This window comes from Pseudoalteromonas sp. S8-8 (genome assembly GCF_000497875.1).
In the GTDB taxonomy this organism is placed as follows: Bacteria; Pseudomonadota; Gammaproteobacteria; order Enterobacterales; family Alteromonadaceae; genus Pseudoalteromonas; species Pseudoalteromonas arctica.
In genome coordinates this window covers 1-21,274 of record NZ_AUTR01000051.1, presented here as the reverse complement: position 1 = coordinate 21,274, position 21,274 = coordinate 1, and the positions used below count along the sequence as shown (strand labels likewise).

Below are 21,274 nucleotides of genomic sequence, written 5' to 3'. Positions count from 1 at the left end.
CTCACCACAGGTGAGCTTTTTTTTGCTGGTAATTCAAGGTGTTTACACTTAGTGTGGATAAATACACAGAAAATAAAAAGTCATTAAGGATAGTCAATGGCAACATCATTACCGATAAACGTAGGGCGATTAACGCAAATAGCGGGATTTGAGCTTGTACGTATGTTTTTAACTAAACGTGGACTTATTGCATTAGCTGCCTTTGCATTGGTGTGGCTAATAATACTGCGCTACCCAATAGGGCAGGCAGTAGGCATTGTAAGTGCCCCCGATTTTGAGCAAATAGCCCGTGATATATCAGGTTCTATTGGTTTAAGTAAATTATTGGATTGGCCTGAGGCCGAATTTGCTATGTACTGGTTAATAGCCCTGTATAGCTTTCCCGTTTTTGGTTTATTTATTTGTAGTGACCAAACGGTAGGCGATAGAGAGCGCGGCACACTAAGGTTTTTATCACTGCGCTCCACTCGCTTTGAAATACTGTTTGGTCGTTTTTTAGGACAATTAGCGGTATTAGCCTGCTTAGTGGGCATTACTCTTGTAGCTACGCTTGCTGTACTAGGGTTTAGAGATCCAAGTTTACTGGCTGGTGGTTTTGCCCGTGCGCTTTCTATATTTTTAATATTAGTGATTACTCTGTGTCCATTTGTAGCACTTATGACGTTAATAAATACCTTTGCTCGTTCATCGCGTTTATCTATTGTATTGGCAATTTTATATTTTGCAGCAGGCGGTATTGTAGTTGGTATATTGCAATGGCAAATACCCGCATTAGGCTTGCTTGATTATTTATTTCCGGGTGTGCAAATAGAGTTATTAGCGGGGCAAAATTTACCATTATTAAGCGCTGTGGCTATTCCCCTTGTGCAAACTGCGGTGTTACTAAGCGTTGCTCAACGTATTTTTGCAAGGAGCTCACTATGAGACCATTAATTACAGCCAGCGGTTTGAGTAAATCGTATGGTGCAAAACTTGCGCTTAATAATGTGGACTTTGAGATTAATAAAGGCGCGCCAGTGGCGCTTGTTGGGCCAAATGGTGCGGGTAAAACCACCTTATTTAGTTTGTTGTGCGGCTATATAGCGCCAAGTAAAGGCAGCCTTGAAATATTAGGGCATAAGCCAGGGAGCGCTGCTTTATTTAATAAAGTAAGTGCATTACCGCAAGACGCGCAACTTGACCCTCGTTTTAATATAGATAAGCAACTCGCTTTTTATGCAAAACTGCAAGGTATGGGCGCTAAGCAAAGCCAAACTGAGGCGCTACGTGTACTTGACTTGGTTGGCTTAAAAGAAATTGCAAAGCAGCGTGCGGGGGATTTATCGCACGGTATGCGCAAGCGCGTTACGATAGCGCAAGCACTTATTGGCGCGCCACAAATTGTAATGCTTGATGAAGCAACCGCAGGGCTTGATCCGATTCATGCCAGAGAAGTACGCGAGCTAGTATCTGAATTAAGTGAACAGGCTACGTTTATTTTAAGCTCTCACGATTTAACTGAGCTTGAGCGACTATGCTCACAGGTGCTTCATTTAGATAAAGGCGTACTAAGCGAGCATCAAACAAAAACAAATAATACTGATAAACACTTTTATACATTAATGCTAAGCGAAGCTTATCAAAATGTTGAGCAACAGCTTCAAGCAATTGCAGGGGTGAGCCGAGTGTATATGAGCCAGCATAAAGAATATGTTGTTGAGTATCAACCAACGAGCGATCCACTTGATATTGCACTACTGAACTTTTGTCATCAACAACACTGGCAGTACAGGCAGTTAGTTAATGGTCACACATTAGAGAATCAAATATTTAAACAGGAGAAAGTATAATGGGTTTACTTAGCGGACTTATGGGTAATGCAAGCGAAGTTGACGATTCTGATTTAGAGAAAATCCTCGCCAATACATTAATTGACGGCGAGCAAGTAGAAAAAGCATATAAAGTAGTACGTGATATGTTTATTTTTACTAATAAGCGCTTAATCTTAATTGATAAGCAAGGTATGACCGGCTCTAAAATGGAAATGGTGAGTATTGCTTACTCTAAAATTACCAAGTTTAGTAAAGAAAGTGCAGGCCATTTTGACTTAGATGCCGAGCTAAAAATATGGGTTGGCTCAGATCCAACACCAATTAGTAAAGAGTTCAAGTCTGGCGATAATATTAACGATGTTTATCGTATTATTAGCCAACACGCGCTTTAATACGGTACATGTTTTAAGTAGTTGTTGACTAGATGTTGCAACTACTTTAATTTTACAGTTTACAACACTTCCTTACAATTAACTTAATAAATACAAGTGGTTAGTTAAGTTTTCATTCAGTTTCCTAACGTTAGCATGTGCCTCGACTTTAGCAATACAGCTAGAGCATAAAAAGCAATGTACATAGGGAAGTCTTACAATGAAAAAATTAGCAGTTATTATTTCGAGCATTTTATTATCTAGCACTGCGGCTGCTGCAGACAGCTATAATTCAATTAGTAACCTAAGCTACAAAAATAGCGATAACAACGACACCGTTGCTGTAGATTCTATTTACTACTTATCTCCTAAAAAAACTTTAGGCCCGTACGATCAGTTTGAATACATCAATAAACAAACTAACGTATATGGTGGCTACGCTGATGACGACTTTGGCGATTTAACATCAGTTGGTGGTGAATACTTCATTAATGAATTTGTTGTTGGCGCATCTTACGAAAACCTCGACCCAGATTCAGGTTCTAACAGTGAGCTTTATAAACTGACGGGTGGTTACTTTTTCAACCCTGATTTACTTGCAAAAGTAACACTAGTTGAAAACAAAGACGGCGACGATTACGCATTATTTGATTTAGCTTACAACTACATGCTAAACAGCACAGATTACGTAGGTGTTACACTTACATCAGACGACGATTTTGATTACCGTGCAGTAGCTGCTAAATACTTTATTGATTTACAGCAAGGTAACTACCTTACTTTTGAAGGTAAATACGAAAGTATTGATGATGCCCAAAACCAATGGGTAGCAGAAACTAACTACTACTTCTCAAAAGCAACATCTGTATTTGCTAACTACAATAAGCAAGATACTTATAGCTTTGGTGCTCAACACTTCATCAATAAAAATATTGGTGTAAAGGTGGGTTACGAAAACAACGCTGATGATTCTGACAACGATGCGTACTTTGCTAACATGCGTTTTCAGTTTTAATTAAGTCCCGTACTTAGTTAATACAAAAGTAATATTAAAAAGCCCGCTAAATTTAGCGGGCTTTGTCGTTTTTAAATGTTTGAGCTTTTAACTATAAACTTTTACCAGTCATAATTACGGCTTTTATTATGCTCATCTAAATAACTCCTTTAAGTTATAAATAGAGTCGCCATGAATGGCTAAATTGTTATTAAAGTCATTAAGTGCAGTCGATGATAATAGCTATAAAATAATAAGTATTGGAGTTGTTTTTGCTAGTAAACAATGGTTATTGGAAAAAAACAGATAAAAATATGCACTGATACAAACCTATTTTTCATTATAAATACAGAAATAATGAATTAAATAGAGTAATTTTTTGAGAAATTAGAAAAATTTAGTGAGAGGAAATTATATTGATGAGGTTTATCGAATAATTAAGTTGTGTTCAATTTAGCGACAGTTTGTACCGTATTTGTTACTTTTTAAATTTAAATGATGACATGATATTGTCTTGTAGATTTGATGGATACTTTGTATTTACATTTACGTATAAATTATTACAATTCCACTGGGTTTAATCTGACCTTTTATTCAGTTTTTGTTCATTTTTTTGGCGTTAGGATGCGCCCCGACTTTGGCTAGACAGCTGAGGCATAAAAGTAATATTTATAGGGAATTTAAAATGAAAAAATTAGCCGTTATCATTTCGAGCATTTTATTATCAAGCGCTGCAACCACTGCAATAGCCGCAGATACTTACCAATCAATCAGCCATGTAGGATATGTGGACGTAGATGGTGATGACACAGTAAGTGTTGACTCAACGTATTATTTTTCTCCAAAAGCGACTTTAGGTCCTTACGATCAATTTGAATACATCAATAAGCAAACAAATGTTTATGGTGCATACAGTGATAATGATCTTGGAGATGTTACTAGCGTTGGCGGTGAGTATTTTGTAGAAGATTTTGTATTAGGTGCACAGTACAATAATTTCGATAGTGATTTTGGCTCAAGCACGGATGTAATTGAACTTTCAGCTGGTTACTTCTTTAACCCAAACCTTGTATTAAAAGCAACGTTTGTAGATTTCGAAGATGCTGACAATCAGTTTGTGTTTGACTTAGCATATAACCATCAGTTAAACAGCACTGATTATATCGGCTTTACAGTAACATCAGATGATGAGTTTGATTACCGTGCAGTAGCAGCTAAGTACTTTGTTGATTTACAGCAAGGTAACTACTTGACTGTTGAAGGTAAGTTTGAAGATGTTGATGGCGGTTCAAGTAACTGGGAATTAGCATCTAACTACTATTTCAGCAAAGCAACATCGGTGTTTGTTACAGTTAATAAAAATGATGACTACACTCTTGGTGGCCAACACTTTTTCAACAACAATGTTGGTTTAAAAGCAGGTTACGGCAATAACTGGGATGATTCTGATTATGATGCTTACTTTGCAAATGTAAGCTTACAGTTCTAATTTAACAGAAAATTAGAATATGAATAAAAAGCCTGCTCATTTGAGCGGGCTTTTTGTTCAGCGCTATTTACCAGCCGCAGTTGCGGCCTTCGTTTTGTTTATCTAAATATGTTTGTAATGGTGCAAAGTAATCGAGCATTGCTGTTGCATCCATTTTCGGCTTACCTGTTACAGTTTCAAGCGCCTCTTGCCAAGGGCGAGACGAACCCATTTCAAGCATAGCGTTTAGCTTATCCCCTGCTTCTTTTGAGTTATAAATAGAGCAGCGATGAATGGCTTTATCGTTACCGGCAATTTCACATAAGCTGCGATGAAACTCAAATTGCAAAATATGCGCTAAAAAGTAACGTGTATAAGGCGTGTTACCCGGGACGTGGTACTTAGCACCCGGATCAAAATCATTTTCGCTACGTGCGATAGGAGCTTGCACTCCTTGGTATTTTTCACGTAGTTCCCACCATGCTTTATTGTAATTTTCCGGTGCTACTTCCCCTGAAAATACCTGCCAGCGCCACTGATCAACCATTAAGCTAAACGGCACAAAGGCGACTTTATCAAGTGCCATTTTCATTAATAAACCAATATCTTTAGATTCATCAGGTACTTGTTCAAGTAAGCCGATTTCTTTTAAGTAACCCGGTGTAACCGATAAGGCAATGGTGTCACCAATGGCTTCATGAAAACCATCGTTTGCACTTTCTTGATAAAATAAAGGCTGCTTGTTGTATGCGCGTTGATAAAAATTATGACCTAATTCATGGTGAATAACTGAAAACTCTTCGCCTGTGCGCTGAATACACATTTTAATGCGTAAATCGTCTTTGCTATCGATATTCCATGCTGATGCATGACACTGCACATCTCTGTCTTTTGGTTTTACAAACAGTGAACGCTCGTAAAATGTCTCTGGTAGTGCGTCAAAACCCATTGAGGTAAAAAAGTTTTCAGCCCCTTTTACCATTTTAAGTTCGTCGTAATTATTTTGAGCTAATAACTCGGTTACGTCGTAACCCGGATCGGCGTTTTCTGGTGCAACTACATCGTAAATATTACCCCATGCTTGCGCCCACATATTACCAAGTAAGTGCGCTGGTATTGGCTGATCTTGAGGTACTTTGTCGGTGCCGTACTTTTCACCTAACTTTGCGCGAACATGACAGTGTAGCGAGTTATACAGTGGTTTAACTTGGCCCCAAATACGGTCAAGCTCGGTGGTGAAGTCATCAGCAGGCATATCGTATTTACTGCGCCACATAGCGCCCGTATCGGCATAACCAAGCTCCTTTGCACCTTCGTTGGTCAGCACTACTTGTTGCTCGTAAAGTGAGCGCATTGGTTTTGATATTTGACGCCAGCCTTGCCATAAATCAAGTAGTTCGTTGTAATCTCGGCTGGTGGCCATTTTTGAAGTCATGTCGCCAAGGCTTAAACAGGTGCCGTCTTCTTTACAGTATTCACCTTTACCGTATAGCCCGCCAAGCTCTGCGACAATTTGTGAAAGTTGTGCTGTTTTATCAGCGTCTTGTGGGGCAGGAAGTGTAAGTGCTAGTTTTAGTTTATCAAGCTTACGGCGAGCATCGTAATCAAGCTCTAGTTCGTCGTATTTTGCAGCTTCATTTGCTAAACGCACGACTGTTTCGGTCATTTTACGGTTAACTTCAGCCGATAGAGCCGACGTATCATGAGTAATAAAGTTTGCGTAAATCCATTCTGCACGGCTCGATTCTAAATAAAGTGCACTTAGTTCTTTTTCTGTGTTTGTTATAAATGTATTTGCATCTTTAGCTGTTACAGCTTTTTTAGTGTGTGCTGAATCGGTAGTGTCTATCGTTACTTGCGCATCGCAGGCCGTTAAAGCAAGAGTGCTTGCTACCATTAAGGCGCTCATACTTAGTTTAAATCGAAAGGGGGTCATGCTATTCCTTTAATTTATTGTTATTAAAACGTTGATAATAGCAGTGATGTTTAAAACAATAAAATGAATGCGTTAAGGCTCACGACTCGTCGTGCAATGATTGTATTTAAATTAAGATGGGTCATAATTAAGTTACTATTTTCATTCAATGTGTAAGGAATGTGCGCATGTTAATATTTATAATATTGCTGGTCGTGGTGGTGGTTATTTTTGCGGTTAAAGATATTCGCCTAAACTTGATTAGTCGTCCTACGTTTAAAATGTTCAAAAAGGTGCTTCCGCCATTATCGCAAACAGAGCGAGAGGCGATGGAAGCAGGTGATGTTTGGTGGGATGGTGAGTTATTTAGTGGTAACCCAGACTGGCAAAAACTGCACCGCTTTCCTAAACCAGAGCTTAGCGATAAAGAAAACGCATTTATGGCTAACCAAGTAGAAACCTTATTGGCGATGCTTGATGATTATCAAATTGTACAAAAAGACAAAGACTTACCAAAAGAAGTGTGGGATTACCTAAAAACAGAAGGTTTTTTTGCGCTGATCATTCCTGAAAAATTTGGCGGTCGTGAGTTCTCGGCAATTGCTAATTCAACGATAGTATCAAAAATTTCGACTAAAAGCTTAACAGCCGCAGTCACTGTTATGGTGCCTAATAGCTTAGGTCCGGGCGAGTTACTTCTTCACTATGGTACTAAAGAGCAGCAAGATCGTTGGCTGCCAAGTTTAGCTAATGGTACAGATGTTCCTTGTTTTGCATTAACGGGACCTGAGGCGGGCTCTGATGCTGGCAGTATTCCTGATTCAGGCGTGGTGTGTATGGGTGAGCATAATGGCGAGAAAGTAATGGGCCTGCGTTTAAATTGGTCAAAGCGTTACATTACACTTGCACCCGTGGCTACTGTACTCGGCTTAGCATTTAAAATGTATGACCCTGATGCTTTATTAGGTGATAAGAAAGAGCTAGGCATTACATGTGCTCTAATACCAACCGATCATCCGGGTGTCGAAACGGGTGAGCGTCATTATCCGCTTAATATGGCCTTCATGAATGGTACCACTTACGGTAAAGATGTATTTATACCACTGGACTGGATCATTGGTGGTCAAGAGTGTGCAGGGCGTGGCTGGAGAATGCTTGTTGAGTGTTTAAGTGCAGGGCGTGGTATATCACTACCAGCATTGAGTGCAGCAACTGGACATTTAGCTTCAAAAATGACATCGGCATATGCCATGGTACGCCAGCAGTTTGGTGTATCTATAGGGCAGTTTGAAGGCGTGCAAGAGGCACTTGCGCGTATTGGTGGTTTAACTTACACACTTGAGTCATGCAGATTAATGACCGCAGGTGCGATTGATTTAAAATTAAGCCCGTCGGTTGTAACAGCGATTGCTAAATACCATATGACTGAAATGGGTCGTACGGTAATGAATGATGCAATGGATATTCATTCAGGTAAAGGAATTCAAGTAGGGCCTAATAACTATTTGGCGCATGGCTATATGGGTATTCCAGTATCAATTACGGTTGAAGGCGCGAATATTTTAACGCGTAACTTAATGATATTTGGCCAAGGTGCAACACGCTGTCATCCATTTGTTTTAAAAGAAATGGAAGCCGCTGCAATGGAAGATGACGACGCAGCACTTGAACAATTTGATGGTTTATTAATGAACCATATAATATTTGCAGCAAGTAATGCAGGTATGGCATTTGTGCATGGCTTAACACGTAGTTATTTTGCTAAAGCGCCTGTAGGTGGTGAAACGGCTGTTTATTATAAGCAACTGAGCAGAATGAGCCGAGGCTTAGCTATTTGCACAGACGTGGCTATGTTAATGCTTGGCGGTGAGCTTAAACGAAAAGAAATGATATCGGCACGTTTGGGTGATGTATTAAGTCATTTGTACTTAGCATCAACTGTTTTAAAACGTTATGAAGACGAAGGGCGCCAACAAGCTGATTTACCATTTGTAAAATATGCTATTGAGAACTCATTATTTGAAATTGGCCAAGCGTTTAATGGCTTCTTTAAAAACTTTTCAAATCCGGTTGTTAATTTTACCCTTAAACGTATCGTCTTCCCGCTTGGAAATCATTACCACAGACCAAGTGATGAAATTGCACAAAGTATTTGTGAGCGTATGACTCAACCGGGTGTATTTAGAAACCGCTTAACGCATTTATGTTATGTAGATGAAAATGCAGGTACAGGGGTCATGGAAAGCGCATTTTTAGCTATGCATGATATGCAAGCGCAGTTTAAAGATCTAAAACAATGGCAGCGTAAGGGCAGTGTGCCTGCAACGCTTGATATTGAAGGTGCTATAAATTATGCGCTTGAAAATAAGTTGTTAGAGCAAACGGATGCAGATGCAATGCATCACGCTAATAAGTTACGAAAGAAAGCCATCGCAGTTGATAATTTTCAACCAGGTGAGCTGTAGCGCAGTACTTTAAATACTAGGGCGTATCGACCCTTCGTGGTTGAATTTGCAGCAGGCTGTTTGGTTTTTAGGCAAGGCAGAGCCTATGTAGTGTGGTTATTCCCCATAAATAGGCGATAACGCAGCATAAATGCCAAACATGCGCTGCCCTTTGGGTTCTTTCTAGGGACGATTAACTCTTTGTTGCTCGGTTTTTACTTAGCCCACTAGGTTACAAACCTCGCGCCGCGATTAAATCGCCCCTAGATTGAACAAACTTCAATCCACAAAGATCAACACGCCCTAGCTAAAGTGAAAAAGGCCTTACAAATGTAAGGCCTTTTTATGTTTAATTCATTTATTTTAACGAGCGTAAGGGTCGGCAACTATTTTATCTATGTACCATTTGCCCTTTTTACGAAGCATTTTTACACTGCGCATTTCGTCAATTTTATCACCATTTAAATAGCCGGTAAAAATAAGGTTTATTTTGGCGTTATCACCGTATTGTTCACGGATGCTCATATTGGTCATATCAACTTCAATGGTTACTTCATCATATTGCATATTTACTAAGTTACGGGAAAACTGTTTTGCAGTGCCGTAGGATTTCATTATGCGCGTAAGATTGGGTGTTGCCATGGTGCTGGCTTTTTGAAGGTCTTGCTGGTTATAAAGCGCATCAAAATAAGCGGTTGCTGTATCGCCAGGAGTGTCGCCAAGTGTTTTGGTATCGTCTCCACAGGCTGATAAAAATAAACAGATAACCAAACTTAATAAACTCGTGATTTTTTTCATATTAGTTATTATTAATTAGTTTTTTTAAAGTGTGTGGTTTATCTAGGAAGATGTAAAGGTATGGGGGGCAATAAATAGAAAATTGGATAATAAATAATAAAAAAGGATGCCTAAAGCATCCTTTTAAAAATCTTAAAATTACTTATTGTACTAACTCTTTCTCACTAAATTCTTCATCAAACATTGGGCTTGATAAGTAACGCTCAGTTGCACTAGGTAGGATAACAACAATATTTTTATCTGCGTTTTCAGGTTTTTCAGCAATTCGCTTAGCTGCAACAACCGCAGCACCTGACGAAATACCGACTAAAATACCTTCTTTTTTCATTAACTGATGCGCCATTGCAATTGCGTCTTCGTTAGATACAAGCTCGGCACCATCAATTAAGTCCATATCTAAGTTGCCAGGGATAAAGCCTGCACCAATACCTTGGATTTTATGAGGGCCAGGTTTAATTTCTTCACCGGCAAGCGTTTGGCTAATAACAGGAGAGTTAGTTGGCTCAACAGCAATAGACTTAACGTTTAAACCTTTTTCTGTTTTAAGGTAGCGGCTAACACCTGTAATAGTACCACCAGTACCTACACCTGCTACAAAAAAGTCTACTTTGCCGTCAAGTGCATCGTAAATTTCTGGGCCTGTTGTTTCAAAGTGAATTTTAGGATTTGCAGGGTTTTCGAATTGTTGTAATAAAATATACTTATCAGGTGCTGTTGCTTGAATTTCTTTTGCTTTTTCAATTGCGCCATTCATACCTTTAGCACCGTCGGTAAGTACTAGATTTGCACCTAATGCTTTTAATAGCTTGCGACGTTCTAGGCTCATGGTGTTTGGCATAGTAAGCGTTAACTTGTAACCACGTGCAGCTGCAACAAATGCAAGTGCAATACCAGTGTTACCTGATGTTGGCTCTATAAGTTCTTTACCTTCAACAAGCTGACCTGACTTTTCAGCTTCCCAAATCATTGATGCACCAATACGGCATTTGATACTAAAGCTTGGATTACGAGATTCAACTTTAGCGTATACATTCCCACCCGTAACACGGTTAAGTTTTACTAGCGGCGTATTACCAATAGTTAGTGAGTTATCTTCAAAAATAGTAGACATAATGTTCCTTTGGATACAATCTGATCAACGTGCTAATAGCCTTTGCTACTAACTATACATACACACTTTACTGTGAGTTTAAAAAAACTAAAGTAAAGTTTGGCTATAACATATATTTATTGGGCTTATAACCAGTCGAAATAAAAATCAATTATTAACGGTGCTTTAGTTATTGTAGGTGCGGGCTTAATTTGAGATTTAAAGAGTAAAAACTCGTTTAGTCAAAAAATGTTCAAAAGAGCTCTAGATTAAGCTGTATTTGTTCGTTATTTGCGCACATGAATGTAACTTGAATAGTTTTATCACACAATGCGTCTAAAACATGATAAAAACACGTATCTAAATTCAATTAAGCAATCACAATGAAGTTAATCTTAAAATTAATTGCCGGTATTGTGGCCGGTATCTTAGTCGGACTATATGTACCTATAACTGGTGTTGAACTTTTATTTACAGTAAAAGAGCTGATTGGTCAAATTATCTCCTTTACCATCCCTCTTATCATTTTATTTTTTATTGCATCGGGTATTGCTGGCCTACCAAAAGGGTCTGGTCACTTACTTGGTAAAACAGTAGGGTTTGCTTACAGCTCTACCATTATTGCAGGTACGCTTGCATTTTTATTAGTAAGTGCTGTTATACCTTTTTTAAGTGGTGGCATTACATTTGAAGCAGAAGTTGCTACTGAAATAGGTAGTTTTATTGATTTAGAAATTCCACCTCTGATGGGTGTAATGACCGCATTAGTGACTGCTTTTGTATTTGGTATAGGCATGAGCCAACTAGAACTTGATACGCTTAAAAAGGTGTCTGATCAGGGTCGTGATGTAGTGGACGGGTTATTATCGAAAGTAATTATTCCAGCTTTACCATTTTACATTGCTGGCGTATTTGCCGAAATGACGGTGGCAGGCACTGTGGTAGATACGTTGCAAACATTTGGTGTAGTACTAATTGCAGCGCTTGTTATGCATTGGTTATGGTTAAGCGTTTTATATATAGCGACAGGTATATTGTTAAAACGTAATCCAATCGAATTAGTTAAAAATATGCTACCAGCTTACTTTACAGCGTTAGGTACTATGTCAAGTGCAGCAACGATTCCAGTATCGCTTCAATCAAGTAAAGCAAATAACGTTAAAGAAGATGTAGCTAACTTTACAGTGCCACTTTGCGCGACTATTCACTTATCTGGCTCAACTATCACTATAGTAACCTGTGCAATGGCTGTTATGTTTTTATCGCCAAGCATGGAAGTTCCTTCATTAATGGGTATGCTACCGTTTATTATGATGTTAGGTGTAGTAATGATCGCAGCACCGGGTGCTCCAGGTGGTGCAGTCATGTCGGCGCTTGGTTTATTAACAAGTATGCTTGGGTTTAATGAAGGTGCTGTTGCATTAATGATTGCACTTTATTTAGCACAAGATAGCTTTGGTACTGCGTGTAATGTAACGGGTGATGGTATCATTGCGTTATGGGTTGACAGATTTAGCGAAAAATCGTCATCTTAAACTATTAGAGCGAGGCAATAATATTAATTATTGTTTCGCTTTATGTATGTTACTGTGGCAAATTAATTTAATTAAATTGCATGTTGTTAGGTAAGTGAGGATGTTCCATTGATTAATGTACTTTTAGTTGATGACCATGAACTTGTACGAACAGGAATCAAGCGTATTCTTGATGACGTACGAGGGTTTAAAGTAATTGGCGAAGCTAAAACTGGCGAAGAGGCTGTACAGTTTTGTCGTCAGCATGCGCCAAACATAGTATTAATGGATATGAATATGCCAGGCATGGGCGGATTAGAAGCGACTAAAAAGATTTGTCGTTACTGCCCAGATGTAAAAATTATTGTGCTTACTGTTAATTGTGAAGACCCGTTTCCGAGCAAGGTAATGCAAATTGGTGCACATGGCTTTTTAACTAAAGGTGCAGGCTCTGACGAAATGGTTCGTGCCATTCGTTGTGTTCATGCTGGTCAGCGTTACATTGCACCTGAAATTGCACAGCAGATAGCGCTTGCACAAGTGACAGGCCGCACAGATGAAAACCCTTTTCAGAGTTTATCTGAGCGCGAACTGCAAATTATGCTTATGATCACCAAAGGTGAAAAAGCACAAAATATAGCTGAACGCTTAAATCTAAGCTCTAAAACAGTAAATAGCTATCGTTACCGTATGTTTGAAAAGTTAAATGTAGGTGGTGATGTTGAGCTTACCCATTTAGCTATTCGTCATAAAATGATTGATATAGACGTTTCGTACTAACTATAATTTATGTCTGAATTCGATCACGTACATTTTCTCAAAACGCTATCAAGTGAGCCGGGCGTATACCGCATGCTTGATAGTGACAACCAAGTTATTTATGTTGGTAAAGCAAAGCATCTAAAAAAGCGTGTGAGCAGTTACTTTAGAAGTAACATTACCGATAGCAAAACACGCGTTTTAGTGAGTAATATTTGTAACATTGAAGTCACCCTCACCAATACTGAAACCGAAGCGCTGCTGCTTGAAAATAATCTAATAAAAAAATATCAGCCTCGGTACAACATATTATTACGCGACGATAAGTCGTACCCCTATATTTTACTAACTAGCCATAAACACCCTCGTTTAGCATTTCATCGTGGCAGTCGTAAAATTAAAGGTGAGTACTTTGGGCCTTTCCCAAGCGCAGGAGCGGTATCTGAAAGCTTGCGCTTAATGCAAAAAATATTTCCTGTTCGTCAATGTGAAGATGCTTATTACCGCGCAAGAAGTCGCCCGTGTCTGCAATATCAACTTAAACGTTGCTCAGCTCCATGTGTAAATAAAGTAACTGATGATGATTACAGTGAGCAAGTTGACTATGTTCGTAAATTTTTAACGGGTAAATCTCACGAAGTTATTGCTGATTTAATAAAAAAAATGGAAGCAGCCAGCCTGCAATTAAACTTTGAATTAGCGGCAAAAGTTCGCGACCAAATAATGCTACTTCGTAAAATGCAGGAGCAACAGTCTATTTCTGGTAACTTTGCAGAAATGGATGTTGTCGGTTTTGCGCATTTAAACGGGTTAAACGGCATTCATTTATTAATGATCCGCGATCATAAAGTACTGGGTAGTAAAACCTATTTTCCAAAAGTACCTAAAGATTCGAGTGAGCAAGAAATATTGACTTCATTTTTAGGACAGTACTATTTAGCGCCAGGAGCAACAGGGCGTATTGCAAAAGAAATCATATTACCGTTTGAAATAGAAGAGAGCGGGGCACTCGGCGAAGCGCTTACACAAATAAGTGAGCGCAAAGTAATCCTTAAAGTGGTTACTCGTGGTGAGCGTGCGCAATACTTACAACTGGCCAATAAAAATGCATTAAACAGTATTGCGGTTAAACAAAGTACCCAAGACTCTATTAATAAACGTTATGCACAATTAAAAGCAACACTGCGACTTGACGATATTACCCGAATGGAGTGTTTTGATATAAGCCACACCATGGGGGAGAACACCGTTGCAAGTTGTGTTGTATTTGACTCACAAGGCCCAAATACAAAAGAATATAGGCGCTACAACGTAACAGGTATTACAGGTGGCGATGATTATGCTGCAATGGAATTTGCACTTAATAAACGCTATAACAAGTTAGTAGACGAAGACAAAATTCCAGACGTTATCTTTATTGATGGCGGTAAGGGGCAGTTAGGACGCGCTGAACAGTACTTCTCTAATTGGCCGCACACTAAAATGCCTTTATTAGTCGGTGTTGCAAAAGGAACGAGTCGTAAACCCGGTCTTGAAACACTATTGATTGACGGTGGACGCAAAACCATTCCGATGGATTCAGATGCGCCTGCGCTTCATTTGATTCAGCATATACGTGATGAGTCTCACCGTTTTGCTATTGCAGGGCATCGTAATAAACGACAAAAACAACGTACACAATCACTACTAGAAGAAATAAATGGAGTAGGTTCTAAGCGTCGCCAAACATTATTAAAATATTTAGGGGGCATGCAGGGTGTAAAAGCTGCTAATATAGAACAGTTAAAGAAAGTTCCTGGGATCAGCCCTGACATGGCTGAGAAGATATTTAACCATTTGCATGACAAGGGCTAGCCCTACATGCGAATATAGCAAAAAGACATATCCAAGTAGTTATGTGGAATATTCCAAACACACTCACAACATTTAGACTTTTTCTTATCCCCGTTTTTTTGGTGATATTTTATTTGCCTTATAGCTGGGCTTTTTTTGCTGCCGCCTTTATTTTTTGGCTTGCATCGATCACCGATATATTAGACGGTTATTTGGCAAGAAAGCTTGAGCAATCAACTCCTTTTGGTGCTTTTTTAGATCCTGTTGCTGACAAAGTAATGGTATGTGCTGCACTTGTAGCGTTATCTGATCAGTACCAGTCAATGTATATGACAATACCTGCTCTTATTATAATAAGCCGTGAAATTATTATATCTGCACTTCGTGAATGGATGGCAGAGCAGGGTAAGCGTGGTAATGTAGCTGTATCAAATATGGGTAAAATAAAGACGGCTGCACAAATGTTAGCCATTATCGGTTTGATTTGGCAATATGATACGTGGATGAACTATTTAAGTTTTGGACTACTGTACATTGCGACCTTTTTAACCTTGAGTTCTATGATGCAATATTTACGTGCAGCATGGGGCGAATTGACTAAAAATTAACTCTAAATGTATAATAACGCACCGTTTTAGATAAAAAACAAGCAAACAGTTCAAAACTAGCATTTTTTGTATTGACGCGTTTAATAATCTCTGTAGAATGCGTCCGTGTTGAGAGGGCATAGCCCCCGAGATAAACAAAACGGTAATTAATCAGTTACCTGAATGTTCACATAAATCATCATGTGCTAATTCAAATAACTGATAAATAAAATGCGGTACTAGCTCAGTTGGTAGAGCGCGACCTTGCCAAGGTCGAGGTCACGAGTTCGAGCCTCGTGTACCGCTCCAAGTTTATCTCAAGGTTATTACTCCATTATTGGGGCGGAATGGCAGAGTGGCCATGCACCGGATTGCAAATCCGTTTACCTCGGTTCGACTCCGGGTTCCGCCTCCATTTCAACACTCCACACGCTTTAATTAGCAAACTCGATGCCCGAGTGGTGGAATTGGTAGACACAAGGGATTTAAAATCCCTCGACTAACAAGTCGTGCCGGTTCAAGTCCGGCCTCGGGCACCACTTTGTGGTTTAATTACATTACCAAGTGTAATTTGTAAAATGGTTAATTTAGAATTAATATGATGCGGTACTAGCTCAGTTGGTAGAGCGCGACCTTGCCAAGGTCGAGGTCACGAGTTCGAGCCTCGTGTACCGCTCCATATTAGTTTTATCCACTTGCTTTTAATAGCAAACTCGATGCCCGAGTGGTGGAATTGGTAGACACAAGGGATTTAAAATCCCTCGACTAACAAGTCGTGCCGGTTCAAGTCCGGCCTCGGGCACCACTTTAAATTATTTTACCAAGATGATTTGAAGTTGATAAAACAGTATTTTGCGGTACTAGCTCAGTTGGTAGAGCGCGACCTTGCCAAGGTCGAGGTCACGAGTTCGAGCCTCGTGTACCGCTCCAAATTATTTGGATACATTTAGGCGGAATGGCAGAGTGGCCATGCACCGGATTGCAAATCCGTTTACCTCGGTTCGACTCCGGGTTCCGCCTCCATATAATTTACTCCACACGCTTTAATTAGCAAACTCGATGCCCGAGTGGTGGAATTGGTAGACACAAGGGATTTAAAATCCCTCGACTAACAAGTCGTGCCGGTTCAAGTCCGGCCTCGGGCACCATCTCTTTATTAAGCGCTCTGCTTAAAAAATCTAATAAATCTTCTAATATCTATAAAATATCCAGTAAAAATCCTGATTTATCATTTTTATGTTTTCTATGATTTATATTATCTTGATATGCACTATTTTATGCATGGTCTACCCAATAATAGCGTTGTGTGATAGTTCATTAAGAGTTTGTATATCTATCGTATTAAAGATATATATGAGTAAGCATAATGTAATATTTCCAAACCCAATCCTATAGCGCCTCAAATAAACCAGCCATGCAATCCTTAGCGACACACAGTACTTAATGCTAATGAATACACTTTGAACTGAACTAAGCGTCATAGACTTATGATACCAACCAGTAAAGTAGGCCATTAGCTTTAAAAAATTCAAAACAGTAAAGCAATCTACACCTCGAGAGCAAATAACCTTGAAAGCAAAGTTCAAACACCTATGTGCTGGTAGCATAAAGTAATACCAATCTGCTTATATATGGGGTCTATTTAAGGTTAAGGAAATTACGCTAGATTTAGGCAAAAATTTTTGTATCTAGTGTTCTAAATAAAAATTTTTAACGACGTTATAGTGCAATTTAATTCGTTAAATTGCTCAGAGATTTATGCAGGTTGGTATAGTTGTCGAATTGGTTGGTAACACATGCTCATTGGAAGTTAAAAATCGCGGGTAAGAGTAAGTCTAGAGTTATGGTGAGAACTTCAAATAGGTAAACAATAAAGTGCTTATACATAATGCAGAGCTATGGGCATTAAACATCTGTTTTTGTAGGTTGTCTTATCTAGGCTGATAATCAGATAATGTCTATACAGTTCTTATCGTCCGTAACAGCTTTTACTAATAAATGATCGAGTGCTATGTGCCAGGACTTTTTATTTTTAGAACTAAAAAAGCGAGCCGTAGCTCGCTGTTTATTGTTTATTTCCAGGCCTCGGGATCGACCTCTTTAGCAAGTTTAGGATGCTTACTTTTGTCAAAGGTGGGTATTAAGCCCTTTTTGCGTTGTTCGTTGTAATCTTTAGAGAGCCATACAACAACACCTGAAAGCATAAATAGCGCTATAACGTTTACAATGGCCATTAAACCCATTGATATATCTGCCAGCGTCCAAATTAAACCAAGCTCACCAACAGCACCAAACATCACCATACCTAAAACAACAAGTCTAAAGATAAACATACCTTTATTAGAGTTGTGCTCTAAAAACATTAAATTTGTTTCAGCGTAAGAGTAATTAGCCACAATAGAAGTAAAAGCAAAAAACAATATAGCAATGGCAATAAAGTAAGTACCCCAGTCGCCGACATGTTCTTGTAATGCTGCTTGTGTAAGTTCAATCCCCATAACACCAGATTCAGGTACTAATTGCTGCGATAGTAAAATAAGAGAAGCAGTCGCTGTACAAATAACAATAGTATCAATAAATACACCTAGCATTTGCACATAACCTTGTGATGCTGGATGAGGAGGGTAAGGTGTCGCAGTGGCTGCAGCATTAGCTGCACTACCCATACCAGCTTCGTTTGAGAATAAGCCACGCTTTATACCTTGGATCATAGCTTGTGTAACACCATAACCAATTGCACCTGCACCAGCTTGTTCAATACCAAAAGCACTTTTTATTATAAGTACAATTACATCAGGTAATGCAGTAAAGTTAATAGCGCATACATAAAGAGCCACTAACAAGTAAGCTAATGCCATAAATGGGACAACCATTTCAGCAAAACGAGAAATCGTTTTCAAACCACCAAAAATAATAATACCAGAGCCAATAACCAAGCAAATGCCTACTATATACTTAGGTACATCAAACGCTACTTCAAATGCTGCAGCAATAGAGTTTGACTGTACGGCGTTAAATACCAAACCAAAGGCTAAAATTAAGCATAACGAGAATAAAGTCCCCATCCAGCGTTTACCTAAACCGTTTTGCATATAATAAGCAGGGCCACCTCTAAAATTGCCTTCAGCATCTTTTGTTTTATAAGCCTGAGCCAAAGTACTTTCAGCAAAGCTTGTAGCCATACCTATTAATGCAATAAGCCACATCCAAAAAATAGCACCTGGCCCACCTAGGTATAAGGCAACAGCAACACCAGCCATATTACCTGTACCAACGCGTGCAGCTAACGAAGTACAAAAAGCCTGAAAGGATGAAATTTCGTTATCGGCACATTTACGAGAGCCAAACATAACTTTGAACATATGTGGAAATTGCACAAACTGAATAAAGCCTAGTCGAAAAGTAAAAAAGAGGCCTGCTGCTATTAATAAGTAGACGAGAACTTGGCCCCATAGAAGGGCACTTATACTGTTTATTATGTCTGTCATGGATACTGCCTAAATACATGAGTTAAAAAAAGTGACCGCAACTTATCACATCAGGATAAAAGTGTTTAGTTTTAAAGTTCAAAAACAGAGTTATCAACAGGGTTTTGTGGGTAACTTGTGCTTATCGTGTGTGCTTGCTTGGGGCTTAATTTTAATTACTATTTAATGAAAATAACGCTTGCGTAAAATCCGCCGCTCCCTATAATGCGACCCCACTGAGACGGGAAACGCTGAAGCATAGCGAGGCACGAAATACTCAGAGAGTTAAATAAAACTTCGGTTTTAAATTGTCGAAAGAAAGTTTAAAACTAAGTATTGACTCGAAAAATAAAGGGTGTATTATTCGCATCCCTTGAGACGCTAAAGCGACTCAAAACGTTCTTTAACAATATAAAGCAATCATCTGTGTGGGCACTCGTACAGATTGAGTTCTAACAGCAAAACTACTTTGTTCTTTATTGAGCAAGTAGGGAGGCAAACAAATTTAGAGTCTCAATTGAAAACTGAGTGACCAACAGAAGTAACTTATTTATAAGTTGCTTCGGCACAGTCAATTCAATATCGAAAGATATTAAAAAATTCAGAATTCATTGAGCTGTCGAAAGACATAAAACTTTTTAATTGAAGAGTTTGATCATGGCTCAGATTGAACGCTGGCGGCAGGCCTAACACATGCAAGTCGAGCGGTAACAGAAAGTAGCTTGCTACTTTGCTGACGAGCGGCGGACGGGTGAGTAATGCTTGGGAACATGCCTTGAGGTGGGGGACAACAGTTGGAAACGACTGCTAATACCGCATAATGTCTACGGACCAAAGGGGGCTTCGGCTCTCGCCTTTAGATTGGCCCAAGTGGGATTAGCTAGTTGGTGAGGTAATGGCTCACCAAGGCGACGATCCCTAGCTGGTTTGAGAGGATGATCAGCCACACTGGGACTGAGACACGGCCCAGACTCCTACGGGAGGCAGCAGTGGGGAATATTGCACAATGGGCGCAAGCCTGATGCAGCCATGCCGCGTGTGTGAAGAAGGCCTTCGGGTTGTAAAGCACTTTCAGTCAGGAGGAAAGCGTGGTGGTTAATACCCATCATGTGTGACGTTACTGACAGAAGAAGCACCGGCTAACTCCGTGCCAGCAGCCGCGGTAATACGGAGGGTGCGAGCGTTAATCGGAATTACTGGGCGTAAAGCGTACGCAGGCGGTTTGTTAAGCGAGATGTGAAAGCCCCGGGCTCAACCTGGGAACTGCATTTCGAACTGGCAAACTAGAGTGTGATAGAGGGTGGTAGAATTTCAGGTGTAGCGGTGAAATGCGTAGAGATCTGAAGGAATACCGATGGCGAAGGCAGCCACCTGGGTCAACACTGACGCTCATGTACGAAAGCGTGGGGAGCAAACGGGATTAGATACCCCGGTAGTCCACGCCGTAAACGATGTCTACTAGAAGCTCGGAGCCTCGGTTCTGTTTTTCAAAGCTAACGCATTAAGTAGACCGCCTGGGGAGTACGGCCGCAAGGTTAAAACTCAAATGAATTGACGGGGGCCCGCACAAGCGGTGGAGCATGTGGTTTAATTCGATGCAACGCGAAGAACCTTACCTACACTTGACATACAGAGAACTTACCAGAGATGGTTTGGTGCCTTCGGGAACTCTGATACAGGTGCTGCATGGCTGTCGTCAGCTCGTGTTGTGAGATGTTGGGTTAAGTCCCGCAACGAGCGCAACCCCTATCCTTAGTTGCTAGCAGGTAATGCTGAGAACTCTAAGGAGACTGCCGGTGATAAACCGGAGGAAGGTGGGGACGACGTCAAGTCATCATGGCCCTTACGTGTAGGGCTACACACGTGCTACAATGGCGCATACAGAGTGCTGCGAACTCGCGAGAGTAAGCGAATCACTTAAAGTGCGTCGTAGTCCGGATTGGAGTCTGCAACTCGACTCCATGAAGTCGGAATCGCTAGTAATCGCGTATCAGAATGACGCGGTGAATACGTTCCCGGGCCTTGTACACACCGCCCGTCACACCATGGGAGTGGGTTGCTCCAGAAGTAGATAGTCTAACCCTCGGGAGGACGTTTACCACGGAGTGATTCATGACTGGGGTGAAGTCGTAACAAGGTAGCCCTAGGGGAACCTGGGGCTGGATCACCTCCTTATACGATTTAGAACTTATTTGTTCGTAGTGTCCACACAGATGATTGTTA

General features: G+C 40.0%; 14 protein-coding genes, 8 tRNA genes and 1 rRNA gene. 19 read left to right on the top strand and 4 right to left on the bottom strand.

The window, feature by feature from the left end; all coding sequences use genetic code 11:
- Positions 1-96: 96 nt before the first annotated feature.
- From L659_RS0116930 to L659_RS0116910, 5 genes are all read left to right on the top strand, one after another.
- Complete coding sequence (locus L659_RS0116930) at positions 97-924, top strand: ABC transporter permease (protein ID WP_024591303.1); 828 nt, start codon at positions 97-99, stop codon at positions 922-924.
- Positions 921-1,829 (top strand): ABC transporter ATP-binding protein, encoded by a 909-nt coding sequence (locus L659_RS0116925; RefSeq protein ID WP_007377980.1) that lies wholly within the window; start codon positions 921-923, stop codon positions 1,827-1,829. Before L659_RS0116930 ends, L659_RS0116925 begins: the two co-directional genes overlap by 4 nt.
- Complete coding sequence (locus L659_RS0116920) at positions 1,829-2,203, top strand: PH domain-containing protein (RefSeq protein ID WP_007377979.1); 375 nt, start codon at positions 1,829-1,831, stop codon at positions 2,201-2,203. Before L659_RS0116925 ends, L659_RS0116920 begins: the two co-directional genes overlap by 1 nt.
- Before the next feature lie 199 nt (positions 2,204-2,402).
- Positions 2,403-3,197: a putative porin gene (locus L659_RS0116915; protein ID WP_024591302.1), complete on the top strand. Its 795-nt coding sequence runs from the start codon at positions 2,403-2,405 to the stop codon at positions 3,195-3,197.
- A gap of 664 nt (positions 3,198-3,861) precedes the next feature.
- Complete coding sequence (locus L659_RS0116910; protein ID WP_024591301.1) at positions 3,862-4,665, top strand: putative porin; 804 nt, start codon at positions 3,862-3,864, stop codon at positions 4,663-4,665.
- 67 nt (positions 4,666-4,732) lie between these two features.
- On the opposite strand, the gene L659_RS0116905 is transcribed toward L659_RS0116910, so the two are convergent.
- Entirely contained in the window at positions 4,733-6,580 is a 1,848-nt protein-coding gene (locus L659_RS0116905; protein ID WP_024591300.1) for a M2 family metallopeptidase, read from the bottom strand.
- 167 nt (positions 6,581-6,747) lie between these two features.
- Here L659_RS0116905 and L659_RS0116900 point away from each other — a divergent pair, with 167 nt between their 5' ends.
- Positions 6,748-9,024 (top strand): acyl-CoA dehydrogenase, encoded by a 2,277-nt coding sequence (locus L659_RS0116900; RefSeq protein ID WP_024591299.1) that lies wholly within the window; start codon positions 6,748-6,750, stop codon positions 9,022-9,024.
- 342 nt (positions 9,025-9,366) lie between these two features.
- On the opposite strand, the gene L659_RS0116895 is transcribed toward L659_RS0116900, so the two are convergent.
- Together L659_RS0116895 and cysK are read right to left on the bottom strand one after the other, a co-directional pair.
- Positions 9,367-9,801: a hypothetical protein gene (locus L659_RS0116895; RefSeq protein WP_007587009.1), complete on the bottom strand. Its 435-nt coding sequence runs from the start codon at positions 9,799-9,801 to the stop codon at positions 9,367-9,369.
- A gap of 142 nt (positions 9,802-9,943) precedes the next feature.
- A complete protein-coding gene (cysK, locus tag L659_RS0116890; RefSeq protein ID WP_024591298.1) occupies positions 9,944-10,912 on the bottom strand; it encodes a cysteine synthase A in 969 nt (322 codons plus the stop codon).
- A 362-nt stretch (positions 10,913-11,274) separates the two neighbouring features.
- Between cysK and L659_RS0116885 the strand changes: the two genes are divergently transcribed.
- The 12 genes from L659_RS0116885 (at position 11,275) to L659_RS0116830 (ending at position 16,732) form a co-directional block, all read left to right on the top strand.
- The gene (locus tag L659_RS0116885) at positions 11,275-12,426 is read left to right on the top strand and encodes a dicarboxylate/amino acid:cation symporter (RefSeq protein ID WP_007587010.1); all 1,152 of its coding nucleotides are present in this window, start codon (positions 11,275-11,277) and stop codon (positions 12,424-12,426) included.
- Positions 12,427-12,534: 108 nt separating this feature from the next.
- Positions 12,535-13,185, top strand: coding sequence for a UvrY/SirA/GacA family response regulator transcription factor (gene uvrY, locus L659_RS0116880; RefSeq protein ID WP_002963136.1), 651 nt, complete (start codon positions 12,535-12,537; stop codon positions 13,183-13,185).
- Between the two features lie 9 nt (positions 13,186-13,194).
- Positions 13,195-15,018, top strand: coding sequence for an excinuclease ABC subunit UvrC (uvrC, locus tag L659_RS0116875; RefSeq protein ID WP_021032122.1), 1,824 nt, complete (start codon positions 13,195-13,197; stop codon positions 15,016-15,018).
- 41 nt (positions 15,019-15,059) lie between these two features.
- Entirely contained in the window at positions 15,060-15,605 is a 546-nt protein-coding gene (gene pgsA, locus L659_RS0116870; RefSeq protein WP_032827134.1) for a CDP-diacylglycerol--glycerol-3-phosphate 3-phosphatidyltransferase, read from the top strand.
- A gap of 212 nt (positions 15,606-15,817) precedes the next feature.
- Positions 15,818-15,893 (top strand) — tRNA-Gly (locus tag L659_RS0116865).
- A gap of 32 nt (positions 15,894-15,925) precedes the next feature.
- Positions 15,926-15,999 (top strand) — tRNA-Cys (locus tag L659_RS0116860).
- Positions 16,000-16,036: 37 nt separating this feature from the next.
- Positions 16,037-16,123 (top strand) — tRNA-Leu (locus L659_RS0116855).
- Positions 16,124-16,187: 64 nt separating this feature from the next.
- Positions 16,188-16,263: transfer RNA gene (locus tag L659_RS0116850), tRNA-Gly, on the top strand.
- Between the two features lie 39 nt (positions 16,264-16,302).
- A tRNA-Leu gene (locus L659_RS0116845) sits at positions 16,303-16,389 on the top strand.
- A 49-nt stretch (positions 16,390-16,438) separates the two neighbouring features.
- Positions 16,439-16,514, top strand: a tRNA-Gly gene (locus tag L659_RS0116840).
- 19 nt (positions 16,515-16,533) lie between these two features.
- Positions 16,534-16,607: transfer RNA gene (locus L659_RS0116835), tRNA-Cys, on the top strand.
- Positions 16,608-16,645: 38 nt separating this feature from the next.
- Positions 16,646-16,732: transfer RNA gene (locus L659_RS0116830), tRNA-Leu, on the top strand.
- A gap of 924 nt (positions 16,733-17,656) precedes the next feature.
- Here the strand turns inward: L659_RS0116830 and L659_RS0116825 are convergent.
- Positions 17,657-19,072, bottom strand: coding sequence for an alanine/glycine:cation symporter family protein (locus L659_RS0116825; RefSeq protein ID WP_024591297.1), 1,416 nt, complete (start codon positions 19,070-19,072; stop codon positions 17,657-17,659).
- 618 nt (positions 19,073-19,690) lie between these two features.
- Here L659_RS0116825 and L659_RS0116820 point away from each other — a divergent pair.
- Positions 19,691-21,226 (top strand): 16S ribosomal RNA (locus tag L659_RS0116820).
- Positions 21,227-21,274 lie beyond the last annotated feature (48 nt).